This window comes from Pseudomonas syringae group sp. J248-6 (assembly GCF_032586995.1).
Classification (GTDB): Bacteria; Pseudomonadota; Gammaproteobacteria; order Pseudomonadales; family Pseudomonadaceae; genus Aquipseudomonas; species Aquipseudomonas amygdali.
This window is the reverse complement of record NZ_JAWHOP010000002.1, coordinates 482,693-509,218: the sequence shown is the minus strand read 5'-3', so window position 1 is coordinate 509,218 and position 26,526 is coordinate 482,693. Positions and strand designations below refer to the sequence as shown.

The 26,526-nt window shown below is 59.0% G+C and carries 20 protein-coding genes; 13 read left to right on the top strand and 7 right to left on the bottom strand.

Going from position 1 to position 26,526, the window contains the following annotated elements; genetic code table 11:
• Nucleotides 1–120 precede the first annotated feature (120 nt).
• Genes RYC17_RS04365 through RYC17_RS04350 form a run of 4 tightly spaced genes read left to right on the top strand, consistent with a single transcriptional unit; the run spans nt 121 to nt 5,726 of the window.
• Nucleotides 121–1,284 (top strand): isovaleryl-CoA dehydrogenase, encoded by a 1,164-nt coding sequence (locus tag RYC17_RS04365; RefSeq protein ID WP_122259039.1) that lies wholly within the window; start codon nt 121–123, stop codon nt 1,282–1,284.
• A gap of 13 nt (nt 1,285–1,297) precedes the next feature.
• Entirely contained in the window at nt 1,298–2,905 is a 1,608-nt protein-coding gene (locus RYC17_RS04360) for a carboxyl transferase domain-containing protein (protein ID WP_316902570.1), read from the top strand.
• 14 nt (nt 2,906–2,919) lie between these two features.
• Complete coding sequence (locus tag RYC17_RS04355) at nt 2,920–3,780, top strand: gamma-carboxygeranoyl-CoA hydratase (RefSeq protein ID WP_058401570.1); 861 nt, start codon at nt 2,920–2,922, stop codon at nt 3,778–3,780.
• Nucleotides 3,777–5,726 (top strand): acetyl/propionyl/methylcrotonyl-CoA carboxylase subunit alpha, encoded by a 1,950-nt coding sequence (locus RYC17_RS04350; RefSeq protein ID WP_316902569.1) that lies wholly within the window; start codon nt 3,777–3,779, stop codon nt 5,724–5,726. The genes RYC17_RS04355 and RYC17_RS04350 overlap by 4 nt, the downstream gene beginning before the upstream one ends.
• Nucleotides 5,727–5,794: 68 nt before the next feature.
• Here RYC17_RS04350 and nfuA read toward each other — a convergent pair whose 3' ends face one another.
• The 3 genes from nfuA to RYC17_RS04335 form a co-directional block, all read right to left on the bottom strand.
• Nucleotides 5,795–6,388 (bottom strand): Fe-S biogenesis protein NfuA, encoded by a 594-nt coding sequence (gene nfuA / locus RYC17_RS04345; protein WP_002553665.1) that lies wholly within the window; start codon nt 6,386–6,388, stop codon nt 5,795–5,797.
• A gap of 70 nt (nt 6,389–6,458) precedes the next feature.
• Complete coding sequence (locus tag RYC17_RS04340) at nt 6,459–7,481, bottom strand: acyltransferase family protein (RefSeq protein WP_058409383.1); 1,023 nt, start codon at nt 7,479–7,481, stop codon at nt 6,459–6,461.
• Nucleotides 7,482–7,661: 180 nt separating this feature from the next.
• The gene (locus RYC17_RS04335) at nt 7,662–9,794 is read right to left on the bottom strand and encodes a fatty acid cis/trans isomerase (RefSeq protein WP_316902575.1); all 2,133 of its coding nucleotides are present in this window, start codon (nt 9,792–9,794) and stop codon (nt 7,662–7,664) included.
• 332 nt (nt 9,795–10,126) lie between these two features.
• Between RYC17_RS04335 and metH the strand changes: the two genes are divergently transcribed.
• Entirely contained in the window at nt 10,127–13,846 is a 3,720-nt protein-coding gene (gene metH / locus RYC17_RS04330; protein WP_316902568.1) for a methionine synthase, read from the top strand.
• 11 nt (nt 13,847–13,857) lie between these two features.
• On the opposite strand, the gene RYC17_RS04325 is transcribed toward metH, so the two are convergent.
• Nucleotides 13,858–14,958 (bottom strand): ABC transporter substrate-binding protein, encoded by a 1,101-nt coding sequence (locus tag RYC17_RS04325; RefSeq protein ID WP_316902567.1) that lies wholly within the window; start codon nt 14,956–14,958, stop codon nt 13,858–13,860.
• 554 nt (nt 14,959–15,512) lie between these two features.
• Here RYC17_RS04325 and RYC17_RS04320 point away from each other — a divergent pair.
• Both RYC17_RS04320 and RYC17_RS04315 read left to right on the top strand, forming a co-directional pair.
• Complete coding sequence (locus tag RYC17_RS04320) at nt 15,513–17,171, top strand: nitrite/sulfite reductase (protein ID WP_002553658.1); 1,659 nt, start codon at nt 15,513–15,515, stop codon at nt 17,169–17,171.
• Nucleotides 17,155–17,649 (top strand): DUF934 domain-containing protein, encoded by a 495-nt coding sequence (locus tag RYC17_RS04315; protein WP_002553657.1) that lies wholly within the window; start codon nt 17,155–17,157, stop codon nt 17,647–17,649. The genes RYC17_RS04320 and RYC17_RS04315 overlap by 17 nt, the downstream gene beginning before the upstream one ends.
• Before the next feature lie 563 nt (nt 17,650–18,212).
• Here RYC17_RS04315 and sohB read toward each other — a convergent pair.
• Complete coding sequence (gene sohB / locus RYC17_RS04310) at nt 18,213–19,235, bottom strand: protease SohB (protein WP_058401476.1); 1,023 nt, start codon at nt 19,233–19,235, stop codon at nt 18,213–18,215.
• A gap of 205 nt (nt 19,236–19,440) precedes the next feature.
• Between sohB and RYC17_RS04305 the strand changes: the two genes are divergently transcribed.
• From RYC17_RS04305 to RYC17_RS04280, 6 genes are all read left to right on the top strand, one after another.
• Nucleotides 19,441–20,151 (top strand): histidine phosphatase family protein, encoded by a 711-nt coding sequence (locus RYC17_RS04305; protein WP_316902566.1) that lies wholly within the window; start codon nt 19,441–19,443, stop codon nt 20,149–20,151.
• A gap of 55 nt (nt 20,152–20,206) precedes the next feature.
• The gene (locus RYC17_RS04300) at nt 20,207–20,524 is read left to right on the top strand and encodes an SCP2 sterol-binding domain-containing protein (RefSeq protein WP_055008848.1); all 318 of its coding nucleotides are present in this window, start codon (nt 20,207–20,209) and stop codon (nt 20,522–20,524) included.
• A gap of 215 nt (nt 20,525–20,739) precedes the next feature.
• The gene (locus RYC17_RS04295; protein WP_316902565.1) at nt 20,740–21,807 is read left to right on the top strand and encodes a phosphotransferase family protein; all 1,068 of its coding nucleotides are present in this window, start codon (nt 20,740–20,742) and stop codon (nt 21,805–21,807) included.
• Nucleotides 21,808–21,834: 27 nt separating this feature from the next.
• On the top strand, nt 21,835–22,602 hold the full coding sequence (locus RYC17_RS04290) for an SDR family oxidoreductase (RefSeq protein ID WP_122281340.1): 768 nt from the start codon (nt 21,835–21,837) through the stop codon (nt 22,600–22,602).
• 102 nt (nt 22,603–22,704) lie between these two features.
• On the top strand, nt 22,705–23,853 hold the full coding sequence (locus tag RYC17_RS04285) for a Gfo/Idh/MocA family oxidoreductase (RefSeq protein ID WP_316902564.1): 1,149 nt from the start codon (nt 22,705–22,707) through the stop codon (nt 23,851–23,853).
• 92 nt (nt 23,854–23,945) lie between these two features.
• Nucleotides 23,946–24,725: a TSUP family transporter gene (locus tag RYC17_RS04280; protein WP_058401471.1), complete on the top strand. Its 780-nt coding sequence runs from the start codon at nt 23,946–23,948 to the stop codon at nt 24,723–24,725.
• Here the strand turns inward: RYC17_RS04280 and nudC are convergent.
• Both nudC and RYC17_RS04270 read right to left on the bottom strand, forming a co-directional pair.
• Nucleotides 24,693–25,529 carry an NAD(+) diphosphatase gene (gene nudC / locus RYC17_RS04275; RefSeq protein WP_316902563.1) on the bottom strand — a complete coding sequence of 279 codons (837 nt, stop codon included), beginning with the start codon at nt 25,527–25,529 and terminating at the stop codon, nt 24,693–24,695. The genes RYC17_RS04280 and nudC overlap by 33 nt on opposite strands.
• A gap of 39 nt (nt 25,530–25,568) precedes the next feature.
• Entirely contained in the window at nt 25,569–26,381 is an 813-nt protein-coding gene (locus RYC17_RS04270) for a crotonase/enoyl-CoA hydratase family protein (RefSeq protein WP_316902562.1), read from the bottom strand.
• Nucleotides 26,382–26,526: the final 145 nt, after the last annotated feature.

Sequence of the window (26,526 nt, the reverse complement as noted above, 5' to 3'; positions counted from 1 at the left end):
CTCCCCCACCCTCCGCGCACAAGCCTGATTGACAGCACACACCCACAGGTTTACGTTAACGTAAAGGTCATAGCCAATCCGCATAGAACCATCTCCAAGAATAAAACAGGAACGCTACCCATGAGTTACCCCAGCCTGAACTTCGCCCTGGGCGAAACCATCGACATGCTGCGCGATCAGTTGCAATCCTTCGTCGCCGCAGAGCTTGCCCCGCGCGCCGCACAGATCGACAAGGACAACCTGTTCCCCGTCGACATGTGGCGCAAATTCGGTGAGATGGGCGTGCTCGGCATCACGGTCAGCGAGGAATACGGTGGCGCAGGCCTGGGTTATCTGGCGCATGTCGTGGCGATGGAAGAAATCAGCCGTGGCTCGGCATCGGTGGCGCTCTCCTACGGCGCACACTCCAACCTGTGCGTGAATCAGATCAACCGCAATGGCAGCCCGGCACAGAAAGCCCGATACCTGCCCAAGCTGATCAGCGGCGAGCACGTTGGCGCGCTGGCCATGAGCGAACCCAATGCAGGCTCGGACGTGGTATCGATGAAGCTGCGCGCCGACAAGCGCGGCGATCACTACGTACTCAACGGCAGCAAGACCTGGATCACCAACGGGCCTGACGCCAACACCTACGTGATCTACGCCAAGACCGACCTGGAAAAGGCAGCCCATGGCATCAGCGCGTTTATCGTCGAACGCGATTGGAAGGGCTTCTCGCGCGGCAGCAAGTTCGACAAGCTGGGCATGCGCGGCTCAAATACCTGCGAGCTGTTTTTCGATGACGTCGAGGTGCCCGAAGAGAATCTGCTGGGCGTGCTTGATGGTGGTGTCAGGGTCCTGATGAGCGGCCTCGATTATGAACGCGTCGTGCTCTCTGGCGGGCCGACCGGAATCATGCAGGCCTGTATGGACGTGGTGGTGCCCTACATTCACGACCGCAAGCAGTTTGGCCAGAGCATCGGCGAGTTCCAGCTGATTCAGGGCAAGGTCGCAGACATGTACACCCAGCTCAACGCCAGCCGCGCCTACCTGTACGCGGTTGCCCAGGCCTGTGATCGTGGCGAGACCACGCGCAAGGACGCAGCGGGCGTGATCCTCTACAGCGCCGAACGCGCCACGCAGATGGCGCTGGATGCCATCCAGATTCTGGGCGGCAATGGCTACATCAACGAGTTCCCGGCCGGTCGATTGTTGCGCGACGCCAAACTCTACGAGATCGGTGCAGGCACTAGCGAGATCCGGCGCATGCTCATCGGTCGCGAACTGTTCAACGAAACCCGTTGATTGCGGAGCTACCATGACCATTCTGCAGACTCGCATCAACGCCCGCTCGCCGGAATTTGCCCTTAATCGCACCGCGCTGCTCAAGCAGGTCGAAGAGCTCCGTATGTTGCTGAGCATCGTTCGCCAAGGCGGCGGGCCCAAGGCCCAGGAGCGCCATACGTCACGCGGCAAGTTGCTGCCCCGCGAGCGTATCAACCGTTTACTGGACAGCGGATCACCGTTTCTGGAGATCGGCCAACTGGCCGCCCATGAGGTGTATGGCGAAGAGGTTCCGGCCGCCGGGGTAATTGCCGGTATCGGCCGGGTCGAGGGCGTCGAATGCATGATCATCGCCAACGACGCGACGGTCAAAGGTGGCTCCTATTACCCGCTGACCGTCAAAAAGCACCTGCGCGCGCAGACCATCGCCCAGCAAAACCGCCTGCCGTGCATTTACCTGGTGGACTCCGGTGGTGCCAACCTGCCGCGCCAGGACGAAGTGTTTCCGGACCGCGAACACTTCGGGCGCATCTTCTTCAATCAAGCCAACATGAGCGCACAAGGCATTCCCCAGATTGCCGTGGTCATGGGTTCCTGTACTGCAGGCGGGGCCTATGTTCCAGCCATGGCCGACGAAGCGATCATGGTGCGCCAGCAAGCCACCATATTCCTCGCAGGCCCGCCACTGGTAAAAGCCGCCACCGGCGAAATAGTCAGCGCTGAAGACTTGGGCGGTGCGGATGTGCATTGCCGCACTTCCGGGGTGGCCGATCACTATGCCGACAGCGACGAGCACGCGCTGGCATTGGCGCGACGCAGCGTCGCCAATCTGAACTGGCGCAAACAAGGCCAGTTGAACGCTGTCACTCCCATTGCACCGCTATACGCCAGCGAGGACCTGTACGGCATCATCCCGACCGACACAAAACAGCCGTTTGACGTACGCGAAGTCATCGCGCGGTTGGTGGATGGCTCGGTACTGGATGAATTCAAGGCGTTGTTTGGCACCACGCTGGTCTGCGGTTTCGCTCGCCTGCATGGCTACCCGATCGCGATTCTGGCCAACAATGGCATCCTGTTCGCAGAAGCCGCCCAGAAAGGCGCGCACTTTATCGAACTGGCCTGCCAGAGAGGAATTCCCCTGCTGTTTCTGCAAAACATCACCGGCTTCATGGTCGGTCAGAAGTATGAAGCCGGGGGTATCGCCAAGCATGGGGCCAAGCTGGTGACCGCCGTGGCTTGCGCGAAGGTGCCGAAGTTCACGGTCATTATCGGCGGCAGTTTCGGTGCAGGAAATTACGGTATGTGTGGCCGCGCCTACGACCCGCGCTTTCTATGGATGTGGCCCAACGCGCGAATCGGCGTGATGGGTGGCGAGCAGGCAGCGGGCGTGCTGGTGCAGGTCAAGTGCGAGCAGGCGGAACGTGCCGGCCAGGCCTTCAGCGCCGAACAGCAGGCCGAGCTCAAGCAGCCGATTCTCGATCAGTACGAGCATCAAGGGCATCCTTATTACTCCAGCGCCCGACTGTGGGACGACGGAGTCATCGACCCTGCACAAACCCGCGACATTCTTGCGCTGGCCCTGTCCGCCTCGCTCAATGCGCCCATCGAACCTACTACCTTCGGCCTGTTCCGGATGTAAGACGGGAAATGACCATGACGTCGACCTCATTCGCAACCATAGAGTTGATCACCGACCCACGTGGTTTCGCCACGCTGTGGCTGAATCGACCGGACAAGAACAATGCCTTCAATGCGCAGATGATTCGCGAGCTGATCCTCGCACTGGACCAGGTACAAAGTGATGCCAGCCTGCGCTTCCTGCTGGTGCGCGGGCGTGGCAGGCATTTCAGCGCGGGTGCCGATCTGGCCTGGATGCAGCAGGCAGCAGAGCTGGACTACAACACCAATCTGGACGATGCCCGTGAACTGGCAGAGCTGATGTACAGCCTCGCAAAATTGAAAATTCCGACGCTTGCGGTGGTGCAAGGTGCAGCGTTCGGTGGCGCGCTGGGCCTGATCAGTTGCTGCGACATGGCCATTGCGGCAGCGGATGCGCAGTTCTGCCTGTCGGAAGTACGCATCGGCCTGGCTCCAGCGGTTATCAGTCCGTTTGTGGTGCAGGCCATCGGCGAACGTGCGGCGCGGCGCTACGCCCTGACCGCAGAGCGTTTCGATGGCCAGAGAGCGCAGCAGATGGGGCTGATAGCCGAGTGCTATCCGGCTGCCGACCTGCAAGCCCGCACACAGGAGTGGGTCGACAACCTGCTGCTCAATAGCCCGCAGGCCATGCGGGTCAGCAAGGAGTTGCTACGCGAAGTCGGCAGCGGCGAACTCACACCTGCATTGCGCCGCTACTGTGAAAGCGCCATCGCGCGCATCCGTACCAGCGCCGAAGGCCAGGAAGGCCTGCGCGCCTTCCTGCAAAAACGCACACCCGGCTGGCAGCCAGACTGCGATCAATCGCCAGCAGCGCTTGCAGCCCGGCAAGAATCACAGAAGGACTCGCAATCATGAGTACCCCAGAGCTGACCACGCTGCTGATCGCCAACCGCGGTGAAATTGCCTGTCGCATCATGCGGACCGCGAAAACCATGGGGCTCACCACAGTCGCCGTGCACAGTGCCATTGACCGTGACGCACGGCATAGCCATGAGGCTGATATCCGTGTGGATCTTGGAGGCAGCAAGGCAGCAGAAAGCTACCTGGCGATCGACAAGCTTATCGATGCGGCCAGGGCAAGCGGCGCGCAAGCGATTCACCCCGGTTATGGTTTTTTGTCCGAAAATGCCGACTTTGCCCGTGCCATTGAAGAGGCAGGGCTGATTTTCCTCGGCCCACCCGCCTCGGCCATCGACGCCATGGGCAGCAAATCTGCCGCCAAGTCGCTGATGGAGCAGGCTGGCGTGCCGTTGGTACCTGGCTATCACGGCGACGCACAGGACATCGAGACGTTCCGCAGCGCCGCTGAACGCATCGGTTACCCCGTGCTGTTGAAAGCCACGGCAGGCGGTGGCGGCAAAGGCATGAAGGTGGTGGAGCACAGCGGCGAACTGGCCGAAGCGCTGGCCTCCGCTCAACGCGAGGCGCTTTCTTCGTTCGGCGACGCGCGAATGCTGGTGGAGAAATACGTCCTCACTCCGCGCCACGTCGAGATTCAGGTGTTTGCCGACCGCCATGGTCACTGTCTCTACCTCAATGAGCGCGACTGCTCCATTCAGCGCCGACATCAGAAGGTCGTCGAAGAAGCACCTGCGCCCGGCCTGACACCCGAACTGCGCAAGGCCATGGGTGAAGCGGCGGTCAAGGCCGCACAGGCCATCGGTTACGTGGGCGCAGGCACGGTGGAATTCCTGCTGGACGCGCGCGGCGAGTTTTTCTTCATGGAGATGAATACCCGCCTGCAAGTCGAGCACCCGGTGACCGAATACATCACGGGCCTGGATCTGGTGGAATGGCAGATTCGGGTGGCCAGAGGCGAACCACTGCCCATTACTCAGGAACAAGTGCCACTGATCGGCCACGCCATTGAGGTCCGGCTATATGCCGAAGACCCGGCCAACGATTTTCTGCCTGCAACCGGCACGCTGGAGCTCTACAGAGAATCCGCGTCCGGCTCCGGCAGGCGCGTGGACAGCGGCGTTAGCGAGGGCGACAGCATTTCACCCTTCTACGACCCCATGCTCGGCAAGCTGATTGCCTGGGGCGAAAACCGTGAGCAGGCCCGTTTGCGCCTGCTCGGCATGCTGGAGGAGTTCGCAGTGGGCGGTGTCAGAACCAACCTGGCATTTTTGCGCAGAATCATCGCCCATCCGGCGTTTGCCGCCGCTGAGCTGGACACGGGCTTCATCCCCCGCCATCAGGATCAATTGCTGCCGCAAGCGGGTGAACTGTGTGAGGAACTCTGGCAGGCCGCCGCCGAGACCTTCAGCCAGAGCGAAACGGCACGCGTCGATCAAGCCGACCTGCACTCGCCCTGGGCGGCCAGCACAGGCTTTCGCGCTGGCCTGCCTGCAGAGACGGATCTGCGACTGAGCTGCAATGGTCAAACCCGAACCGTCTACCTGCGCAACAGCAGCGACTCACCGTTCAAACTCAGCAACGAGCATCTGACTGTCGAACATAACGGCGTGCGCCGCTCGCATCTGGCGATACGCCGTGGCAATGCGCTTTACCTCAAATGGCAAGGCGACCTGCACACCATCACCCGACTTGACCCCATCGCGCAGGCCGATGCCAGTGATAGCCAGCATGGCGGCCTGACAGCCCCCATGAATGGCAGCATCGTGCGCGTGCTGGTTGAAGTGGGTCAGACGGTCGAGATCGGGGCGCAACTGGTGGTGCTGGAGGCCATGAAGATGGAACACAGCATCCGCGCTGCCAGTGCCGGCGTTGTCACAGCGCTTTACTGCCATGAGGGAGAGATGGTCAACGAAGGCGCAGTACTGGTGGAACTGACCTGACCACCAGCGACGGCCGCACACGAAAACGCCCTGAATAGTCAGGGCGTTTTTGCGCAGCAGAGAAAGGCTTAGTAGTAAGCGTTTTCTTTCTGCGTATGGTCGGTCACATCGCGAACGCCCGACAGCTCGGGAATACGCTCAAGCAGTGTGCGCTCGATACCTTCCTTCAGCGTGACATCGGCCTGACCGCAACCCTGGCAACCGCCACCGAACTGCAGCACGGCGATATTCTTCGCCTCTTCCTCGACCACGTCGATCAGCGTGACCTGACCACCGTGACTGGCAAGGCCGGGATTGATCTCGGTTTGCAGATAATAATTGATGCGCTCGTTGATCGGGCTGTCGGCATTGACCATCGGCACCTTGGCGTTTGGTGCCTTGATGGTCAACTGGCCGCCCATGCGATCAGTGGCGTAGTCAACCACGGCATCATCCAGAAACGCTTCGCTGAAACCATCGATCCAGGCGGTGAAGCTCTTCAGGCCGATAGCCTTGTCTTCCGGCTTTTCTTCACCCGGCTTGCAGTAGGCAATGCAGGTTTCAGCGTACTGAGTGCCGGGCTGGGTAATAAATACGCGGATGCCAATGCCCGGGGTGTTCTGCTTTTCCAGCAGATCGGCCAGATAATCGTGGGCGGCATCGGTAATAGTGATAGCGGTCATGAAAATTCCTCGCAGACGTGCCAGCAGTTTACGCCAATCGGCACCGTCACACAAAGTCCTAGTATTTTTGTCAGGTTAATGCCTGCGCCCGGCTGACCGCTCGGCGTCCATCCAGCCAGGCTTTCATCCGGCGGTAAAGGCCCTTCTCGATCCACTCATAACTGACCCAGGCACCGATGGCGATGATCGGCACGCAGAACGCGAACACCACATAGGGGCTGAGGCCAAAGCGTTGCGCCATCAGCAAGCCGCCGTACAGCACCAGAACGTGCAGCAGGTAGACCGAGTACGAGCAGTCGCCCAGTACCTTGAGCAGCCTGTTGCCTTGGAAATACGGTTCCAGCGAGATGCACGATAGTACGATCAAGGCACTCGGCAGGCCCCAGTTGAGCAGACGCTGCTCATTGGTCAGGTGATTGATCGCATACAGCCCTACCGCAATACCCGCCAGCGGCAGCCATAGCGCCTGTTTGATCCAGCCACGGCGATAGAGGATGCCGATGCCGATACCCAGCAGGAATTCGTAAATAATGTCGTTGCCATAGAAGCGGCTGATCAGTCCGGTGCGGGCCAGAACCTCACTGACCGCAAACAGCGCTGCGGCAATGATCAGCGGCCGGTGACGCTGTTGAAAGAGGAATACCACCGAGAACAGCAGGTAGAAAAACATCTCATAGTTGAGCGTCCAGCCGACGTTAAGCGTCGGGTAAAGGCCATAACCGCCGGGGTTTTCGGAAGGAATGAATACCAGTGACAAGAGGAAGTTCTGCCAGCCGATGACCTGATGCGGGAGCATCGGTGCTGCAATCAGCAACAACAACGCCATGGCGGCGGTATACAGCCAATAGGCCGGAACAATTCGAATCAGACGATGCAGAATGAAGCGCCGTGCAGGCATATCGCTGTTCTGCGTCGACAAAAAGATAACCAGACCACTGATGACAAAGAAGATATCAACGCCGACCGCGCCCTTCGACACAAAGAACTGTCCTACCGGGCCGCTGGCCTTGAAATCGAAAAAAATCTGCATGAAGTGATGACACACCACGACCCACGCTGCGAACGCACGTAGCGCCTGAACTGAAATCAACATCACAAAAAACCTCTACTGCCTGACTTTCAATCATGGGTCGTTTGATAAACCGGCCTATGACGCGCACCATTTCGGACCACCTTTTTGGAAAAAAGATCGCGCGAGATACATTTCGTTCAGGAAGTAAAGATGGCCGCAGGCCATGTTGCACAAGGGCCTGCGGCGTGAAGCCCCGGTTTTTCAGAGGTTCTCGTAGCGATTCATGTCCAGCACACCCGCTTCGCGTGGTTCAGTTTCCTGAACGTAGCGATTCAGATCGTGGAAGTAACTCCAGAACAGTGGATGAGTACGACGGATGCCCCAACGCTGGACGATTTGTTCGAAACTCGCCTGATCCTTGCTCTGCTGCATGGCATCGACAAAGGCCGGCACCTGTGCGACCGGAATATTGAAGATGAAATTCGGATAACTGCTGAGCACGCCCGGGTAGACGGTCAGTGTGTCCAGCCCCGGTATATAGCGATAAGACTCGCCCAGCAGAAACGCGACGTTACTGTGCGCACGGTTGCGCAGCATGCTGTAGATCATGCGTTTGCCGTCGCTGCCCTCGATGCGCAGCATGCTTGCTTCCGGCAATTGATCGATGACTTTCAGGCCCGCCGCCGGGCGTGAGGTCAAACGGCTCAGTGCCTGTTCCGCCTGGGCAAAACTGCTGTCGAGGTTTGGCCGAGAACAATACGCCCCGCTGCAGCGGTTGATCGGATCAGGCGCGGCATTCAGGCTGCCGGAACGCTCGATCAGCTTGAACGCAAAGTCGCGCTGCGCGGCCTTTTCATCGAGTTTGATACCGGTTGGCGTATCGTCGTCGATCTTCTGGTAATCCAGCCACATCTTGATCTTGCCGCCATCCTGATAAAGATCGCTGAGTATGTCTTCCCGGCGATCGGCAGGCATCAGGCGCAGGAAGTTGATTTCGGCACCGTTGCGGATCAAGTCGAAATACAGCCGGGCCTGTGCCTGATGTGAAACGTTGCCATAGACATCGAAGTTCACCGCCAACTGATAATAGGTGCGCTCCAGCAGCGGGTAGTCGAACAGCCACATGGAGTGCGGCACGTCGCCAATCAGCCCTTTATTGACCGACGCACTGTCGAAATGACGGAAAACGGTCAGCAAGGCATTGTCATTGCCTGCCCACAGCGTGCTCCAGCCCGGTGCTGGCATTTTCGCGTAACTGTCGCGGCGCAGGTCTTCATACTCATTGCGCCGGTCGCGGTAGGACAGCCACAGGCTCAGCACGCTGCCCACGTCATCGTTCTGCCCCGGCATGGCCAGCAATGGCGTGGCCTCCCCGCGATACGTCGCATCGGTGATGTAGCGATCGTGCGACGGGTCCTGGAACAGCACCCAGAACTGATCGCGAATCACATCGGTCGCGATCTGCCCGCGGCAGACCGGCCCGCGAATGAAGGTGCGGACGAAATACTCGGCATTGTCGAGCATGAACTGATAACGCGCCGCTGCCGGGATCGCTTCAAAGGTCAGAAACGGATTGGCCCGATGGCCAGGGCCATAGCCAGGCAGTGCGTTGACCTTCCAGTCTTTACCATAGAACAATTGCCTGACCCGCATCAGTTTCTGTGGGCTCATGGCATAGGTAATGTGGGTCTTGTGAACGATCACGCCCTGCACAGGGATCAATCGATAATAGAAGTCACTGCCCGGATCATCGTCGGGGCGACGAGTAGCGATCAGGTCCACAGGCTTGCCGCTTGGAGTTCGCGAGCGCACCCACTGGAAGAAGTGCCCCGCCTCACCGCCTTCGAAATAGATGTGCGCCAGGAACAGGTGCTCAAACAGCCAGCGACCGACCAGCGCCTGATTCGCGCCAGGCTCGTTGAGCTGCGCCTCCCAGGCATTGATCTGCGCGGCCTCGGTGACACTCGGGGTAATGGTCTGCTGCTCCACCGGCGCACCGGCAGCCAGCCAGCGCTGCAGCGTCTGGTATTCGGCATCGGTCAGGCCAGCCACCGCCAGTGGCATGCCTTGTTGCGCATGAGCTGCGGCATAGGCGTTGAATTCGCCGGGCAGCGGGCACACATTTTCGCGATTGATGCCCAGCGCGATCTCGTCCGGAATTTTGCTGTTGGCCGGCAACGGCGCGCTGCGCCCCAGATCGAGCATGCGCGCCATCAGGGCAGCCTGACTGCCCTGGGTCTCCAGCACTGAGTAAAACCCCTTGCCGCGCCAAGCCTCGGTATCACGCGCATCATAAAACAGTCGGGTCGGCGCTACCGCTTCACTACGCTCGCCCTGGTAAACCGGGGTCTTGCTGGCACCACGGCTCACGCCTTCCCCGCTGCCCAGGTTCAACTGGCAGGGAGCATCGTTGCAGGCATGGCAGGCAACGCATTTCTCGGTAAGAATCGGCTGAATATCCTTTACGTAGGAAATAGCCGGGCTTGCGGGTGTGGCTGAGGGTGTCTGGGCCTGTGCAGCACAGCAGATAAAAAGCAAGGCGATGCTTGCCAACAAACGGTGCGGCATATCCCGTAGGCTCTGTCATTAAAAATGGAACAATTCTACTAGGCCGTAATTGCCTCCAACATGAATGATTTTCATGCAAAAGCCGCAGCACCACCAAAACCGTTCCGGTTTGCTATCATCCCGTCCTTTAAAGTATCGACCTTCTCAAGGTAGCCCCCATGTCTGACCGCAGCGCCCGCCATCAAGCCTTTCTCACTGCTCTGAAACAGAGGATTCTGATCCTCGATGGCGGCATGGGCACCATGATTCAGAGCTACAGGCTTGAAGAGCAGGATTATCGGGGCAAGCGCTTCGCCGATTGGCCAAGTGATGTAAAGGGCAACAACGACCTGTTGATCCTGACCCGACCTGACGTGATCGGCGCCATTGAGAAGGCTTACCTGGATGCCGGTGCCGACATCCTCGAAACCAACACATTCAACGCCACCCAGGTCTCCCAGGCCGATTACGGCATGGAATCGATCGTCTACGAGCTGAACGTCGAAGGTGCACGCCTGGCGCGCAAGGTCGCAGACGCCAAGACACTGGAAACCCCGGACAAACCGCGTTTCGTGGCGGGCGTGCTGGGCCCTACCAGCCGCACCTGTTCGCTGTCGCCGGACGTCAATAACCCCGGCTATCGCAACGTCACCTTCGACGAACTGGTCGAGAACTACAGCGAAGCCACCAAGGGGCTGATCGAGGGCGGCGCCGACCTGATCCTGATCGAGACCATTTTCGACACCCTCAACGCCAAGGCGGCGATCTTTGCCGTGCAGGGCGTGTTCGAAGAAGTGGGCTTTGAACTGCCGATCATGATTTCCGGGACCATCACCGACGCATCGGGACGCACCCTGTCCGGCCAGACCACCGAAGCGTTCTGGAACTCGATCAGTCATGCCAAACCGATCTCGGTCGGCCTGAACTGCGCACTGGGCGCGAGCGAACTGCGCCCCTACCTGCAAGAGCTGGCCAACAAGGCCAACACCCATGTATCTGCGCACCCCAACGCCGGTCTGCCCAACGCCTTTGGCGAATACGACGAGCTGCCGAGCCAGACGGCGAAGATCATCGAAGAGTTCGCGCAAAGCGGCTTCCTGAACATCGTCGGTGGCTGCTGCGGTACGACGCCAGCGCACATCAAGGCGATTGCCGAGGCTGTTTCGGGCTACGCGCCACGCGAAATTCCGGACATTCCAAAAGCCTGCCGCCTGTCGGGCCTCGAGCCGTTCACCATTGATCGTCAGTCGCTGTTCGTCAACGTCGGCGAGCGCACCAACATCACCGGCTCTGCCCGCTTTGCCCGCCTGATCCGTGAAGACAACTACACCGAAGCCCTGGAAGTCGCCCTGCAGCAGGTCGAAGCCGGTGCCCAGGTGATCGACATCAACATGGACGAAGGGATGCTCGACTCGAAGAAGGCCATGGTGACCTTCCTCAACCTGATCGCAGGCGAGCCGGACATTTCCCGCGTACCGATCATGATCGACTCCTCCAAGTGGGAAGTGATCGAGGCCGGCCTCAAGTGCATCCAGGGCAAGGGCATCGTCAACTCCATCAGCATGAAGGAAGGCGTCGAGCAGTTCATTCATCACGCGCGGCTGTGCAAGCGATACGGCGCGGCCGTGGTGGTCATGGCCTTCGACGAACAGGGTCAGGCCGATACCGAGGCGCGCAAGAAGGAAATCTGCAAGCGCTCCTACGACATTCTGGTCAACGAAGTGGGCTTCCCGCCGGAAGACATCATCTTCGACCCGAACATCTTCGCCATCGCTACCGGTATCGAAGAACATAACAACTATGCCGTGGACTTCATCAACGCCTGCGCCTACATCCGTGATGAGCTGCCGTATGCCCTGACCTCGGGTGGGGTGTCCAACGTGTCGTTCTCGTTCCGTGGCAACAACCCGGTGCGTGAAGCGATCCACTCGGTGTTCCTGCTGCATGCGATCCGCAATGGCCTGAGTATGGGCATCGTTAACGCCGGGCAGCTGGAAATCTACGACCAGATTCCCGCTGAACTGCGTGACTGCGTCGAAGACGTAGTGCTCAACCGCAATCCCGAGGGCACGGATGCATTGCTGGCAATTGCCGACAAGTTCAAGGGTGATGGCAGCGTCAAGGAGGCCGAAACCGAGGAATGGCGCAGCTGGCCGGTCAATCAGCGTCTGGAACACGCGCTGGTCAAGGGCATCACCACGCACATCGTCCAGGACACCGAAGAGTCGCGCCTGGCATTCACCCGCCCTATCGAAGTGATCGAGGGCCCGCTGATGGCGGGCATGAACGTGGTCGGTGACCTGTTTGGCGCAGGCAAGATGTTCCTGCCTCAGGTGGTCAAGTCCGCGCGCGTGATGAAGCAGGCAGTGGCGCACCTGATTCCGTTCATCGAGCTGGAAAAGGGCGACAAGCCCGAAGCCAAGGGCAAGATCCTCATGGCGACGGTCAAGGGCGACGTACATGACATCGGCAAGAACATCGTCGGCGTAGTACTGGGCTGTAACGGCTACGACATTGTCGACCTGGGCGTGATGGTGCCTGCAGAGAAAATCCTGCAAGTGGCCCGCGACGAGAAATGCGACATCATCGGCCTGTCCGGCCTGATCACGCCGTCACTGGACGAAATGGTCCATGTCGCCAGAGAAATGCAGCGCCAGGACTTCCACCTGCCATTGATGATCGGCGGCGCGACCACATCCAAGGCGCACACGGCGGTGAAGATCGAGCCTAAATACAGCAATGACGCAGTCATCTACGTCACCGATGCTTCCCGAGCGGTCGGCGTCGCGACCCAGTTGCTGTCGAAAGAGCTGAAGCCGGCCTTTATTGAAAAGACCCGTCTGGAATACGTCGAAGTACGTGAGCGCACCTCGGCACGCAGCGCGCGCACCGAGCGTTTGAGTTATGGCGCGGCAGTGGCAAAAAAGCCGCAATTCGACTGGGAAAACTATACCCCTGCCCAGCCGACCTTCACCGGCACGCGGGTACTGCAGGACATCGACCTGAACGTGCTGGCCGAATACATCGACTGGACACCGTTCTTCATCTCCTGGGACCTGGCCGGTAAATACCCGCGCATCCTGACCGACGAAGTGGTCGGTGAAGCGGCCACCGCGCTGTATGCGGACGCCACCCAGATGCTGCGCAAGCTGATCGACGAGAAACTGATCAGCGCCCGTGCAGTATTCGGCTTCTGGCCAGCCAATCAGGTCAACGATGATGATCTGGAGGTCTATGGCGACGACGGCAAGCCGCTGGCGACGCTGCATCACCTGCGCCAACAGACCATAAAGCCTGACGGCAAGCCGAACTTCTCGCTGGCCGACTTCGTCGCGCCGAAAGACAGTGGCCTGACCGACTACATCGGTGGCTTCATCACCACCGCCGGCATTGGTGCCGAAGAAGTTGCCAAGGCCTATCAGGACAAGGGCGACGACTACAACTCGATCATGGTCAAGGCTCTCGCCGACCGTCTGGCCGAAGCCTGTGCCGAATGGCTGCACCAGCAGGTGCGCAAGGAATACTGGGGTTACGCCAAAGACGAGGCGCTGGACAACGAGGCGTTGATCAAGGAGCAGTACATGGGCATTCGTCCGGCTCCCGGCTACCCGGCCTGCCCCGATCACACCGAAAAAGGCACCCTGTTCGCCCTGCTCGACCCGCTGCCGGAAGGCACACCCGAACATACGCCCGGCAAAAGCGGCGTGTTCCTGACCGAGCACTACGCAATGTTCCCGGCTGCGGCCGTCAGCGGCTGGTACTTTGCCCATCCTCAGGCGCAGTACTTTGCGGTAGGCAAGGTGGATAAGGATCAGGTCGAAAGCTACACCGCCCGCAAAGGCCAGGACCTGAGCGTCACCGAGCGCTGGCTGGCACCCAACCTGGGCTACGACGAGTAACGCCTGACCGGTTATCTGCCGCCTGAGTGGTCAGGCGGCAACATGCCTTTCAGCGAAAATGGCGACGCTTCGCCAGAAGTTTCCATATTGAATGCCTGGAAATCGAGCCGGTAATGCTCGTCCCGGGCGGCATCCAGAAAGCGCTGCGCATCCTGTGGCTCGACCACGTGAATCACATCAATGATTCGTGTGCCGATCTGTTGCCGGGCCTGCCATTGAGCAGTGTCATAGTGGTGCAAGAGAATGATGGCCCACCCGCCCAGGGTGAAATGCCCTGAAGCTACGACACTCAGGCTGCCATTGAGCTGTGCCCGCAGTGAAAGCGACGTGCCGTTGATCGCACTGAACAGCACGTCCTGCCCCGGCTTGCCGCCGCTCTCGCGCAATGCATCCATCGCACCGAACGCCATTTGCTCGTTGGCAGCCCACACCAGGCGTGTCTGCGGATAGCGCTTGAACAGCACGCGCGCCTGCTCGAGCGCGCGATCACGGCGCCAGCCACCCAGCGCAATCTGCCGTAGATGCACCTCTGGGTGCTCTGACAAGGCACGCAGCATGCCTTTTTCACGCAGCAGGGAAACGGGCGTGGTGTTGGTCCCGGAAAACGCAAGCATGTCGATGACCTGACCGTCTGCGCCAGGCACCGCGAGACTGATAAGCCGCTTTGCCGTCAGATAGCCGCCCTGTTCATCGTTGCCCACCAGGCTGCCGATGAAGTCCGGATAACGCGATGGCAGATCACCGAGAATCCGAATCTGGTCCTCGGTCAGCGTATTGTTGACGGCAAACAGCTTGACCCCGCTGCCCACGGACATGCGCAGGACTTCAGGGGCGATATTCAACTCATTGGAAAACAACAGGTAATCCGGGCGCTCATCCCCTTGCAGCGCCGCTCGCGCCAGATCGAGCAACTTGCGGGTGTCGCGCTCGGTATAGAGTATTTTCAGTGACATGCCGGTGGTGTCGGCAGCCGTCTGCATGACCCGGGAGTAACTCTGCCAATAGCCATCGGATGGTGCGCCGGGGTTCAGAAAAACCACCGAGGCGGCATGTGTCGTCCCGCCCCAGAGACAACTGCACAGTAACAGCCAGCCAGCATGTAACGCCTTCATATCAACGAACCTTGAAGCAGCAGGGATTTAGCACTACGAGCGTGTTATCGGCTGCGGCAGCAAGGTTCTGGAGACTCCGGCAGATTCTTTACCAGCCCTTCACTGGCTGCTGGCCCAGAACATCGCTGCGCCTACCGCCAGAATGACAATGAATAAAATGGCCCAGGTGTCCACGGATCTGCCTGGCTTGGCTACTTTCGGGTGCTTGCTCATCGCATCGCCTCTTGTCGGTCTTGTGGGTGATTGCACATGAATAGGAGTGTTCCGACACCTGCTCGGCATCGGTCAACGTTCAGTTAAGTCGAGTCTTGCCCACACGGCAAGCAGGGATATGCACGGACGCGGTTTTGCTTATCGCTTTTAGTGATTTGCATATATATAAACATCACTTTTATCGATATCTGCAAACTGCTATCGTCGCCTTCGCTCCCGACGGAGTGCGCGGCCGTGCGCGCAGAATTGACCAGATGAAGCAGGCTACCGCGAGTGACGGGCGTGTGCCCGGACTGACGCAACTGCCCTGCTTCATGACGAAGCCTGAGAACAGGACCTATATGTACGTATACGACGATTACGATCAGAAGATCATCGAGGACCGCGTCAAGCAGTTCCGGGATCAGACCCGACGCTATCTGGCCGGGGAACTGAGCGAAGAAGAATTTCGACCGTTGCGCCTGCAAAACGGTCTTTATGTGCAGCGCTTTGCGCCGATGTTGCGTGTGGCGGTTCCATACGGCCAGCTGACCTCGCGTCAGGCGCGCATGATGGCCAAAATTGCCCGTGACTACGACAAGGGCTACGCGCACATCAGTACCCGCCAGAACGTACAGTTCAACTGGCCTGCGCTTGAAGATGTACCGGATATTCTCGCTGAACTGGCGACCGTGCAGATGCACGCGATCCAGACCAGCGGCAACTGCCTGCGCAACGTGACCACCGACCAGTTTGCCGGTGTTGCCGCAGACGAGCTGGTGGACCCACGTCCATGGTGCGAAATCGTCCGTCAGTGGACCACGTTCCACCCGGAGTTCGCCTACCTGCCGCGCAAGTTCAAGATCGCAATCAACGGCTCGACCAGTGATCGCGCCGCCATCGAAGTACATGACATCGGTCTTGAGCCGTTGCGCAACGAAGCCGGCGAGCTGGGCTTCCGCGTCCTGGTGGGTGGCGGCCTTGGCCGTACTCCGGTTGTCGGTGCCTTCATCAATGAGTTTCTGCCGTGGCAGGACCTGCTGAGTTATCTCGACGCCATCCTGCGGGTCTACAACCGTTATGGCCGTCGCGACAACAAGTACAAGGCGCGGATCAAGATTCTGGTCAAGGCACTGACGCCTGAGGTTTTTGCCGCCAAGGTAGACGCCGAAATGGCTCATTTGCGTGGCGGTCAGACCACCCTGACCGAAGCCGAAGTGCAGCGCGTTTCCCGGCACTTCGTCGACCCGCAATACAAGGCTCTCAGCGACCAGCACGCCGAACTGGCAGCGCTGGACGCTCAGCACCCAGGCTTCGCTCGCTGGCGTCAACGCAATGTGCTGGCGCACAAAAAGCCTGGCTACATTGCTGTCACCCTGTCGCTCAAGCCCACCGGTGTTGCGCCGGGCGACGTGACCGACAAGCAGCTGGACGCAATCGCCGATCTGGCCGATCGCTACAGCTTTGGTCAGTTGCGCACTTCCCACGAGCAGAACATCATCCTGGCCGACGTCGAGCAGGCCGAGCTGTTCACCCTGTGGAACGAGCTGCGCGACAATGGTTTTGCCACACCGAACATTGGTCTTCTGACCGACATCATCTGCTGCCCTGGCGGGGATTTCTGCTCGCTGGCCAACGCCAAATCGATTCCGATTGCAGAATCCATCCAGCGCCGCTTCGACGATCTGGACTACCTGTTCGATATCGGCGAGCTGGACCTGAACATTTCCGGCTGCATGAACGCTTGCGGCCACCACCACGTCGGCCATATCGGCGTGCTGGGCGTGGACAAGAAAGGTGAAGAGTTCTATCAGGTCTCACTCGGCGGCAGTGCCAGCCGTGATGCGAGCCTCGGCAAGATCCTCGGCCCTTCCTTTGCCCAGGAGGCGATGCCGGACGTGATCGAGAAGCTGATCGACGTCTACGTTGAAAAACGTACCGAAGACGAGCGCTTTATCGACACCTACCAACGTATTGGCATTGACCCTTTCAAGGAGCGCGTCTATGCAGCGAATCATTAAGAACAACGAAGTCATTGATGAAACCTGGCACCTGTTGCCGAAGGAAACCACCTTTGACAGCCTGTCGAACTGCGACGACCTGATCGTGCCGCTGGCACTGTGGCGCGAACACGCGCATGCATTGAAGGCACGCGATGGCGGTTTGGGCGTATGGCTGGACAGTGATGAAGAAGCTGAAGAGATCGGCGCAGATGTGGACCAGTTTCAGGTCATCGCCCTGAACTTTCCGGCGTTCACTGACGGTCGTAGCTTCTCGAATGCGCGCCTGTTGCGTGATCGTTTTGGCTACAAGGGCGAATTGCGCGCCATCGGCGACGTGTTGCGCGATCAGTTGTTCTACATGCGCCGCTGTGGCTTCGATGCGTTCGCGGTACGTGCCGACAAGGATCCGTACGAGGCGCTGGAAGGCCTGAAGGACTTCTCGGTCACCTATCAGGCTGCAACCGACGAGCCGCTGCCGCTGTTCCGGCGCCGCTGATTCAGGCGACCTGCATTATCGTCTCTGTGCTCACTTGAGATGACTATCATGCCCACGCTCCAGCGTGGGAACGCAGCTCTGGACGCTCTGCGTCCTCGTTTGTGGCGCTGCGCGTCACAAACGGGTTCTGCGATGTCATGTAAATTCAGATAAGACTCAAGCCCCCCTTTTCGCCTCTCGGCGCCCTACTTTGAGGGACCAAAGTAGGCAAAGTCCTCGCTCCTGTTTCCGGCCCGACTTCGTCGGGTTCCTTCGCCCTGTCACTGATCCGGGGGCCGCCGCAACGGGCCATCCTTGGCCCGGTGCGGCTTGCTCGGCGTCCTGCCTCGCATCCCCCGGATCAGCGTCAGGACTCAGCCGTCACTAACGTCGCACTCTGCGTCGTCAGTGCCATCGCGGTTGAAAAGCACTTTAAAGCAGGTGGCTAAGACACGGCTTAGATACTAATGACGATCGTGCCGACGCTCCGCGTCGGCATGCAGTTCGTGACGCTTTGCGTCACACAGCGGTTCTGTGATATCGGGTAACTTGAGGCTCGACTCAGGCCACCTTGTCATTTACACCTACCAGAACCGCTGCTGAGTCAAACGTCCCCACCACTTAGCAGCCAGTTGATCCGCCGAGGTGGCTGCAGCCATCCCCATGCGTTCCTGAAGGCTTTTGCGTTGCACGTAGTGCAGGTGGAACACGTCTGCATCCTTGGCGCGCTCGGCCAGGTACTCGTCGCTGGTCTTTAGTTCATCGACCAACAGTTTGTCGACCGCGGCCATGCCAAGCCATACCTCGCCCGTGGCCACTTCGTCGATGGACAATTGCGGGCGGTAGCTGGCAACGAAGTTCTTGAACAGGTCGTGGGTTATATCCAGGTCCTGCTGGAATTTCTCGCGACCCTTCTCGGTGTTTTCGCCAAACACCGTCAGGGTGCGTTTGTATTCACCCGCGGTCAGCACTTCAAAATCGATGTCGTGCTTCTTCAGCAAGCGATTGACGTTGGGCAACTGCGCAACAACGCCAATGGACCCGAGGATAGCGAAGGGTGCGCTGATGATCTTGTTGCCGATGCAGGCCATCATGTACCCGCCACTGGCCGCAACCTTGTCGATGCATACGGTCAGTGGAATACCGGCCTGCCGAATGCGTGCCAGTTGCGAGGACGCCAGACCATAGCTGTGCACCATGCCGCCACCGCTTTCCAGACGCAGGACCACTTCGTCCTTGTCGGTGGCCAGCGTCAGCAGAGCGGTAATTTCATGACGCATGCTTTCAGTAGCCGAGGCCTTGATGTCCCCGTCGAAATCCAGCACATAGACACGGGCTTTTGGCTCTGCCTGCTTCTTTTCTTTTTTCAGGGCCTTGCCCTGCTCTTTGCGCAGTGCCTTGAGGCGCTCCTTGTCGAGCAAGGATTGCTCAAGCCGCTCACGCAGGCCTTTATAGAAGTCATTGAGCCGGGTGACCTGGAGCTGCCCCGCCGTTTTGCGACGTCCCTTGCCACGCATGGACGCAATGGCAACCAACACCACCACGATGGCGATTACCAGCGTCACGGTTTTAGCCAGAAAACTTGCGTAATCGACAACGAAATCCACGAATATCCCTCATTTGCGTCAGGCCCTTACCAATCAAGGGCCCCAATGAATGCAGCATACCGACGCCCTGTGCGACGCACCAGCTATCGAGCCGTTACAAACCATTAAAACGGTGATTTCAAACGAGCGTATGTTTTTTCATTGACAGTCGCCCGGCATCCCTCATAACCTCGACCCACCTTCAACGTACCGAGACGACACGGACGTGGGCAGCATCTACCTGATACGACATGGCCAGGCCTCATTTGGTGCAGACGATTACGACGTCCTGTCGCCTATGGGTGTTCGTCAGTCACAGGTGCTGGGGACTCACCTCGCGCAGTCGGGCATGACCTTTGACCGGTGTGTATCGGGTGAGCTTCTGCGCCAGAAAGACACCGCACAGCATGTGCTGGGCCAGTACACCGAAGCAGGTATCGAAACGCCTCCCGTGCAGCTCGACAGCGCTTTCGATGAATTCGACGCTGAGGGCGTGATCAGGGTGTTGATACCCGCGATGCTTGTCGATGAGCCGCAAGCGCTGGATATTCTGCGCGACGTCGCTGGCAACCCTGCAGGGTTTCACCGGTTGTTCAACCTGATCACCAAACGCTGGCTGAGTGGCGAGCACGACACGCCGGGGCTGCAAAGCTGGCAAGGTTTCGTGGACCGCGTCAAGGCAGGCCTGGACAGAATTCTTCAGGACGCAGGTCCGCATGAGCGTATTGCCGTGTTCACGTCCGGCGGCACCATTACTGCCCTGCTCCACCTTGTTACCGGAATGCCTGCAGCAAAGGCACTGGAGCTGCACTGGCATATCGTCAACACTTCGCTGCATCAGCTCAAATTCAAAGGCAACGACGTTACCCTGGCTTCCTTCAACGGTTACACACACTTGCAACTGCTGAAGACGCCGGAGCTCATTACCTATCGCTGAGCCCGGCCAATCGCGTCCTTGCGGACGCAAGTACTCACCACAAAAGGATCAAGACATGACCTCAGTAGCAGACGCCGTACAAACCATGAAGAACAAGTTCAACCCGGCTGCTGCTGCCGGTCTGGACCTGGTCTTCGGTTTCAATATTACCGACGAAGACAAACACTACGCCCTGATCGTCAAGGACAGCACCTGCGAATTGCAGGAAGGCGAAAACCCGGACGCCAACGTGACCCTGGTCATGGACAGCGAAACCCTCAAGGGCATTGTCAGCGGCGAGACTGATGGCATGCAGGCGTTCATGGGCGGCAAGCTGCGCGCCGAAGGCGACATGATGCTGGCCATGAAGCTCAGCGAACTGTTCCCGGTGTAAACACCTGGCGCTTTGCAGGTAGCACCACCAAAAAACCGAAGCCCCGCCGGCTTCGGTTTTTTTGTCTGTGCCGTTCTGTACAAAGCAGCAATCAGAGCCGCTGATTGCCCGGCAACACGCTAGTCTATAACGCTGCCGCGAGCTTGCTCGCGAATCAGACGATCATTAGATTAGTCAATAGTTTGAGCTGACCATAATAAACACAAGGTATACGTATGGCACTGACTGACCAGTCCACCGGGATTCGCAGCGGCGAAGAACTGGACGCCTCCCTGATAGATCCGTACCTGAAGGCGCATCTGGCGAATCTGCATGGCACCCCGGCGATCAGTCAGTTCCCCGGAGGCGCATCGAACCTGACCTACCTGATTCAGTACCCCGAGCGCGAGTTGGTGCTGCGGCGCCCACCGTTCGGACACAAGGCGCGATCGGCACATGACATGGGTCGTGAATACCGCATTCTCAACCAGCTCAGGAATGCCTTCCCCTATTGCCCGCAAGCGTACCTGCACTGCACGGATGAGTCAGTGATCGGCTCGGAGTTTTACGTGATGCAGCGCGTCAAGGGGATCATCCTGCGCTCTGACCTGCCGCCCGAGCTGGCGCTTGATGCACGACAGACCGAAGACCTGTGCAAGAGCTTCATCAACAAACTGGTGGACTTGCACCGCGTTGACTTCCAGGCGTGCGGCCTGGGTGATCTGGGCAAGCCCCAGGGTTACGTGCAGCGGCAGATTTCGGGCTGGACCGAGCGTTATGAAAAAGCGCGAACCCCGGACGCCCCGGCATGGCAGCAGGTCCAGGCCTGGCTGGCAGACAAAATGCCCGCCGACTCGCCCACCTTCAGCATCGTGCATAACGACTACCGCTTCGACAATGTGATCCTCGATCCTGACAACCCGATGAACATCATCGGCGTGCTGGACTGGGAACTGACCACGCTCGGCGATCCGCTGATGGACCTGGGCAATACCCTCGCCTACTGGGTCCAGGCTGACGACCCGCTACCGGTTCAGTTGACGCGCCGCCAGCCGAGCAATGCGCCCGGCATGCTGACGCGCCAGGCGTTCGTCGACTATTACGCCGAGCGTTCGGGCATCCGTATCGACAATTTCGACTTCTACTACACCTACGGCCTGTTTCGTCTGGCCGGTATCGTGCAACAGATTTACTACCGGTTTTTCCATGGACAGACTCAGGACAAGCGCTTTGCCCGGTTCATTGACATGAACAGGCTGCTGGAGCAGATGAGCCTGAATGTGATCACCAAATCCAGCCTTTGACCGCTAACGCCAAGACAAGGAAACGACATGTCCAGAACCCAGCTTTTCGACCTTGATGGCAAGGTTGCTTTTGTTTCAGGTGCCAGCCGGGGAATCGGTGAAGCCATTGCCAGACTGCTCGCTCAGCAAGGCGCACATGTTGTTGTGTCGAGCCGCAAGCTCGACGGGTGTCAGGCGGTTGCCGACGCCATCATCAGCGAGGGCGGCAAGGCAACGGCGATTGCCTGCCATATCGGCGAGATGGAACAGATAACAAGCGTTTTTGCCCAGATTCACGAGCAATTCGGCCGCCTGGATATACTGGTCAACAACGCCGCCACCAACCCGCAGTTCTGCAATGTGCTGGACACCGACCTCAGCGCGTTTCAAAAGACCATCGACGTGAATATTCGCGGCTATTTCTTCATGTCGGTAGAAGCCGGCAAGCTGATGCGCGAAGGCGGCGGTGGCAGCATCATCAATGTTGCATCCATCAATGCGGTGTCGCCAGGTGCCTATCAAGGTGTCTATTCAATGACCAAGGCGGCGGTGGTCAACATGACCAAGGTGTTCGCCAAGGAATGCGCCGAGTTCGGAATTCGCTGCAACGCTCTGCTGCCGGGTCTCACAGATACCCGATTTGCATCGGCGCTGGTCAAGAACGATGCGATTCTCAATATGGCCCTGGCGCAGATACCGCTGAAACGCGTCGCAGCGCCCAGCGAAATGGCTGGCGCGGTCTTGTATCTGGCGAGCGCAGCATCCAGCTACACCACCGGCGTAGCGCTTAATGTAGACGGCGGATTTTTATCTTGATGGCTTGAACTGACTGCCACGCCGAAAAATGAATTAATTTTCCATATTTTAAATTTATGGAATATATTTTCCGCATAACAACAATCCTCTCTGGAGAATGTCATGCGGGAATCCCCTTCTACGTCGCAGGCGCAACTGGGCATCGGGCTGATCGGCACCGGTTTCATGGGCCGTGCCCACGCCCTGGCCTTCGGCAATGCCAATGCCGCCCTTGATCTGCCGGCACGCATTCGGCTGACCGCCCTTGCGGATGCGGACAGCGTCAGGGCCGAGCAGTGCGCCAGCGCCTGGGGCTTCGATCACAGCCACGCTGACTGGCAGCACCTGATCAGTGATCCGCAGGTGCAGATCGTGGCGATCACGACACCCAATCACCTGCACTTCCCCATGGCCATGGCCGCCATCGCTGCAGGCAAGGCGGTGTATTGCGAAAAACCGCTGGCGGTAAGCCTCGCCCAGGCCGACGAAATGCGCCGTAGCGCCAAGGCCGCCAGGGTTGTTACTCAGGTTGGCTACAACTACCAGCACAACCCGATGATCGGCCTTGCCAGGGAAATGATCGACGCGGGCGAACTGGGCGATATCGTCAGTTTTCAGGGTGAGTTCAGCGAGGACTTCATGGCTAGTCCGTCTTCCCCTTGGTCGTGGCGTTGCGAAGCGGCCCATGCGGGCGGCGCGCTGGCCGATCTGGGCAGTCACTTGCTGGCGATGGCTCGCCATTTGCTGGGCGATGTCGAAGCGGTCTGCGCAGACTCCAGCACCGTACACCGCCAACGCCCTGCGAGTAACGGAAGCCAGGAAATGCGTAGCATCGCAGTGGATGACCAGACCCACGCACTGCTGCGTTTTGCCAATGGTGCGCGCGGAACGTTCAGTAGCAGTTGGCTGAAACACGGCTACAAAAACCACCTGAGCTTCGAAATCAGCGGCACCAAGGGCACACTGGCATTCGATCAGGAGCGCCTTAACGAACTGCGCATTTACCGCACTGGCGCAGCTGGGCGCGATGGTTTTCAACGTCTTCTGGCAGGTCCTGCGCAACCCGGTTACGCGGCGTTCTGCCCGGCTCCGGGTCACCAGCTGGGTTACAACGAACTCAAGGCACTTGAGGTACAGGCACTGATTCTTGCGGTATGCGGCAAGGGCAGCCGTGGTCCGGACTTCGAAGAAGCCTGGCAGATCGAGCGTCTGGCGACTGCCATTCGCCTCGCCGCCGCCGAACAGCGCTGGGTTGCGCTCAGCGATATCTGACTTCCTGCAACGCTTGGCAAGGGGGTAGAATGCGCCACGTTCAGGCAGCCATTCTGCCCCCTCCCGCCTTTCCTATAAGCACGCTTGCCACCATGCCTTTTGAACTCAGCGTCGACCTGACCACCCTCGCCATTCTTGCTGTCGTTGCGTTCATCGCGGGTTTTATAGACGCCATCGCCGGTGGCGGCGGACTGCTTACCACACCCGCCCTGATGACGGCCGGCCTGCCGCCGCATCTGGTGCTGGGTACCAACAAGCTCAGTTCGACGTTCGGCTCGGCAACCGCCAGCTTCACATTCTATCGCCGCAAACTGTTTCACCCCAGGCAGTGGATACACGCAGTGGTTGGCACCGCGGTGGGTGCCGCAGTTGGCGCGGTCATTGCTCATTACCTGCCAGCCGAATGGCTGAACCAGATGTTGCCGGTCATTGTCTTCGGTTGCGGGCTGTACTTGCTGTTTGGCGGCACGCCCAAGGCACCATTGGACAGCAACGCGCCGATCAAAAAGAAATGGCAACTGCCACAAGGGCTGGGGCTGGGCTTCTATGACGGTGTTGCAGGGCCGGGTACCGGTGCCTTCTGGACAGTCAGCACGCTGCTGCTTTACCCGGTGGATCTGGTCAAGGCCAGCGGCGTGGCACGCAGCATGAATTTCGTCAGCAATGCCGTGGCACTTTCGGTGTTCATATTTTCCGGCCAGGTGGACTACATCATCGGCCTGAGCATGGGCCTTGCGGTAATGCTGGGTGCCTACTTCGGCGCAGGCACTGCAATCAAGGGCGGTGCCAAGTTCATCCGCCCTGTGTTCATCACCGTGGTATTGGGCCTGACCGTGCGCCTAGCCTGGCAGCACTGGTTCGGGGGCGCCTGAGCGCTCGGCCAGATACGCCTCGATAAGATAGCGGGCGATAGAGCGGTTGGCCGGTAACGGCGGCAAGTCATCGACATGAAACCAGCGTGCGTCTTCGATTTCTTCCACCTGGGGCACTATGTAACCGCTGTCATATTCGGCATGGAAGCCAAGCATCATCGAATGCGGAAACGGCCAGCACTGGCTGCCCATGTATTTCAGGTTCTTGATGCGCACCTGCACTTCTTCCATCACTTCGCGGTGCACGCAGTCTTCGGCAGACTCGCCCGGCTCTACAAACCCGGCCAGCGCGCTGTACATGCCGCTGACAAAACGTGGTGAGCGGGCCAGCAGTATTTCATCACCCCGCGTGACCAGCACGATCATGCTCGGGGAAATACGCGGGTACAGACGCAGGTTGTCGTGCTCGCAGAACATCGCCCGCTCTCCACGGATCTGCACCGTCGCACGACCACAGGCCCCGCAAAAGCGATGTTCTCTGGCCCAGGTGCTGACTTGCGCGGCGTAGCCGAGCATCTGGAAGACCGCAAAATCGCCTTCCAGCATGAACTGACGCAAGCCTTGCCAGGAACAGCCCTCGACCACAACCGAGCGCTCAAGCACCAGCAGGTAGACAGGCTCACCCTCAAAATAGCCGATGCCGTGCTCGCTCTGCACTGGCAAATCCAGCCCCGCCAGCCAGCCTCTGGGGAACATGACCCCGTTGCTATCCAGCAAAAACCCCTGATCACTCTGGACCACAGCCAAACCACCATCGGCCTCGACATCCAGAACTGCAGTTGTCCAACGCTCCGGGCGCGCCATGGAAAAACTCCTTTGCTCAGACTCGAGCTCTATCATGAATCAATTATCGAAGACCGGCTTGTGCTTGTTCATCTGCGCAACCATCGCCAGCTTCAGGTCAGGTGATTGCAGCATGGCTGCGTTCCAGGTGGCAACGTGTTCCAGGCCGTCCTCCACTCGGTGATCGCGCATGTAGCTGATCATTTGCTTGGTGCCTTCAATGGCGATGGGTGATTTTCCGGCTATCTCCCGGGCCACCGCGAAGACGCCCTGCAACAGACCTTCCAGGTCATCGAAGGTGCGATTGACCAGACCGATCCTCTGCGCCTCTTCAGCACCGACAGTGCGCCCGGTATAAGCCATTTCGCGCAGCACGCCATCGCCGATGATCCGCGGCAGACGTTGCAGGGTGCCTACATCCGCCGCCATGCCCATGTCGATCTCGCGAATGGCAAACTGGGCGTCGGCGGCGGCGTAACGCATGTCACAGGCCGAAATCAGGTCTATGGCACCACCCAGGCAATAGCCCTGAATGGCAGCCAGAACCGGCTTTCGGCAATTTGCCACTGCCGTGAACGAAGCCTGCATGTCACGGATCTTGCGCCTCAACAGCCGGGCATTACGGCCTGGATCCTTGCCCATCTGGTTGGCAACCGAAGCCAGCAATGCCAGATCGATACCCGACGAAAAGTGCTTACCCGCTCCGCTGAGTATTACTACCCGAACTTCGTCATTGCGCTCGATCCAGTCGAATATGCCGATTATTTCGGTCCAGAACGCCTCGTTCATTGCGTTGAGCTTTTCAGGCCGGTTGATCTGTACGTGAGCAATGCTGTCAGCCAGTTCGACCCGGAAACTTTGATAATCGGTCACGACGTGATCCTCAGGGCATGTTGAGTGTTCAGGCGCTGGACTATAACAACAGCTGCGTAATCATCGTAACCGGGCTTAAGTGACATTTGCCGGACCGTGTGCCAGCCGCTCTTCTATATTCACTGTACCCGCTACCGTTAAATAG

Excerpts from the sequence above, each read along its gene's own strand:
- RYC17_RS04365 (WP_122259039.1), top strand. The coding sequence starts at position 121 with ATGAGTTACCCCAGCCTGAACTTCGCCCTGGGCGAAACCATCGACATG.
- metH (WP_316902568.1), top strand. The coding sequence starts at position 10,127 with ATGTCTGACCGCAGCGCCCGCCATCAAGCCTTTCTCACTGCTCTGAAA.
- RYC17_RS04280 (WP_058401471.1), top strand. The coding sequence starts at position 23,946 with ATGCCTTTTGAACTCAGCGTCGACCTGACCACCCTCGCCATTCTTGCT.
- RYC17_RS04350 (WP_316902569.1), top strand. The coding sequence starts at position 3,777 with ATGAGTACCCCAGAGCTGACCACGCTGCTGATCGCCAACCGCGGTGAA.
- RYC17_RS04315 (WP_002553657.1), top strand. The coding sequence starts at position 17,155 with ATGCAGCGAATCATTAAGAACAACGAAGTCATTGATGAAACCTGGCAC.
- RYC17_RS04325 (WP_316902567.1), bottom strand. The coding sequence starts at position 14,958 with ATGAAGGCGTTACATGCTGGCTGGCTGTTACTGTGCAGTTGTCTCTGG.
- nfuA (WP_002553665.1), bottom strand. The coding sequence starts at position 6,388 with ATGACCGCTATCACTATTACCGATGCCGCCCACGATTATCTGGCCGAT.
- RYC17_RS04285 (WP_316902564.1), top strand. The coding sequence starts at position 22,705 with ATGCGGGAATCCCCTTCTACGTCGCAGGCGCAACTGGGCATCGGGCTG.
- RYC17_RS04340 (WP_058409383.1), bottom strand. The coding sequence starts at position 7,481 with ATGTTGATTTCAGTTCAGGCGCTACGTGCGTTCGCAGCGTGGGTCGTG.
- RYC17_RS04300 (WP_055008848.1), top strand. The coding sequence starts at position 20,207 with ATGACCTCAGTAGCAGACGCCGTACAAACCATGAAGAACAAGTTCAAC.
- RYC17_RS04360 (WP_316902570.1), top strand. The coding sequence starts at position 1,298 with ATGACCATTCTGCAGACTCGCATCAACGCCCGCTCGCCGGAATTTGCC.
- RYC17_RS04295 (WP_316902565.1), top strand. The coding sequence starts at position 20,740 with ATGGCACTGACTGACCAGTCCACCGGGATTCGCAGCGGCGAAGAACTG.
- RYC17_RS04320 (WP_002553658.1), top strand. The coding sequence starts at position 15,513 with ATGTACGTATACGACGATTACGATCAGAAGATCATCGAGGACCGCGTC.
- RYC17_RS04290 (WP_122281340.1), top strand. The coding sequence starts at position 21,835 with ATGTCCAGAACCCAGCTTTTCGACCTTGATGGCAAGGTTGCTTTTGTT.
- RYC17_RS04355 (WP_058401570.1), top strand. The coding sequence starts at position 2,920 with ATGACGTCGACCTCATTCGCAACCATAGAGTTGATCACCGACCCACGT.
- nudC (WP_316902563.1), bottom strand. The coding sequence starts at position 25,529 with ATGGCGCGCCCGGAGCGTTGGACAACTGCAGTTCTGGATGTCGAGGCC.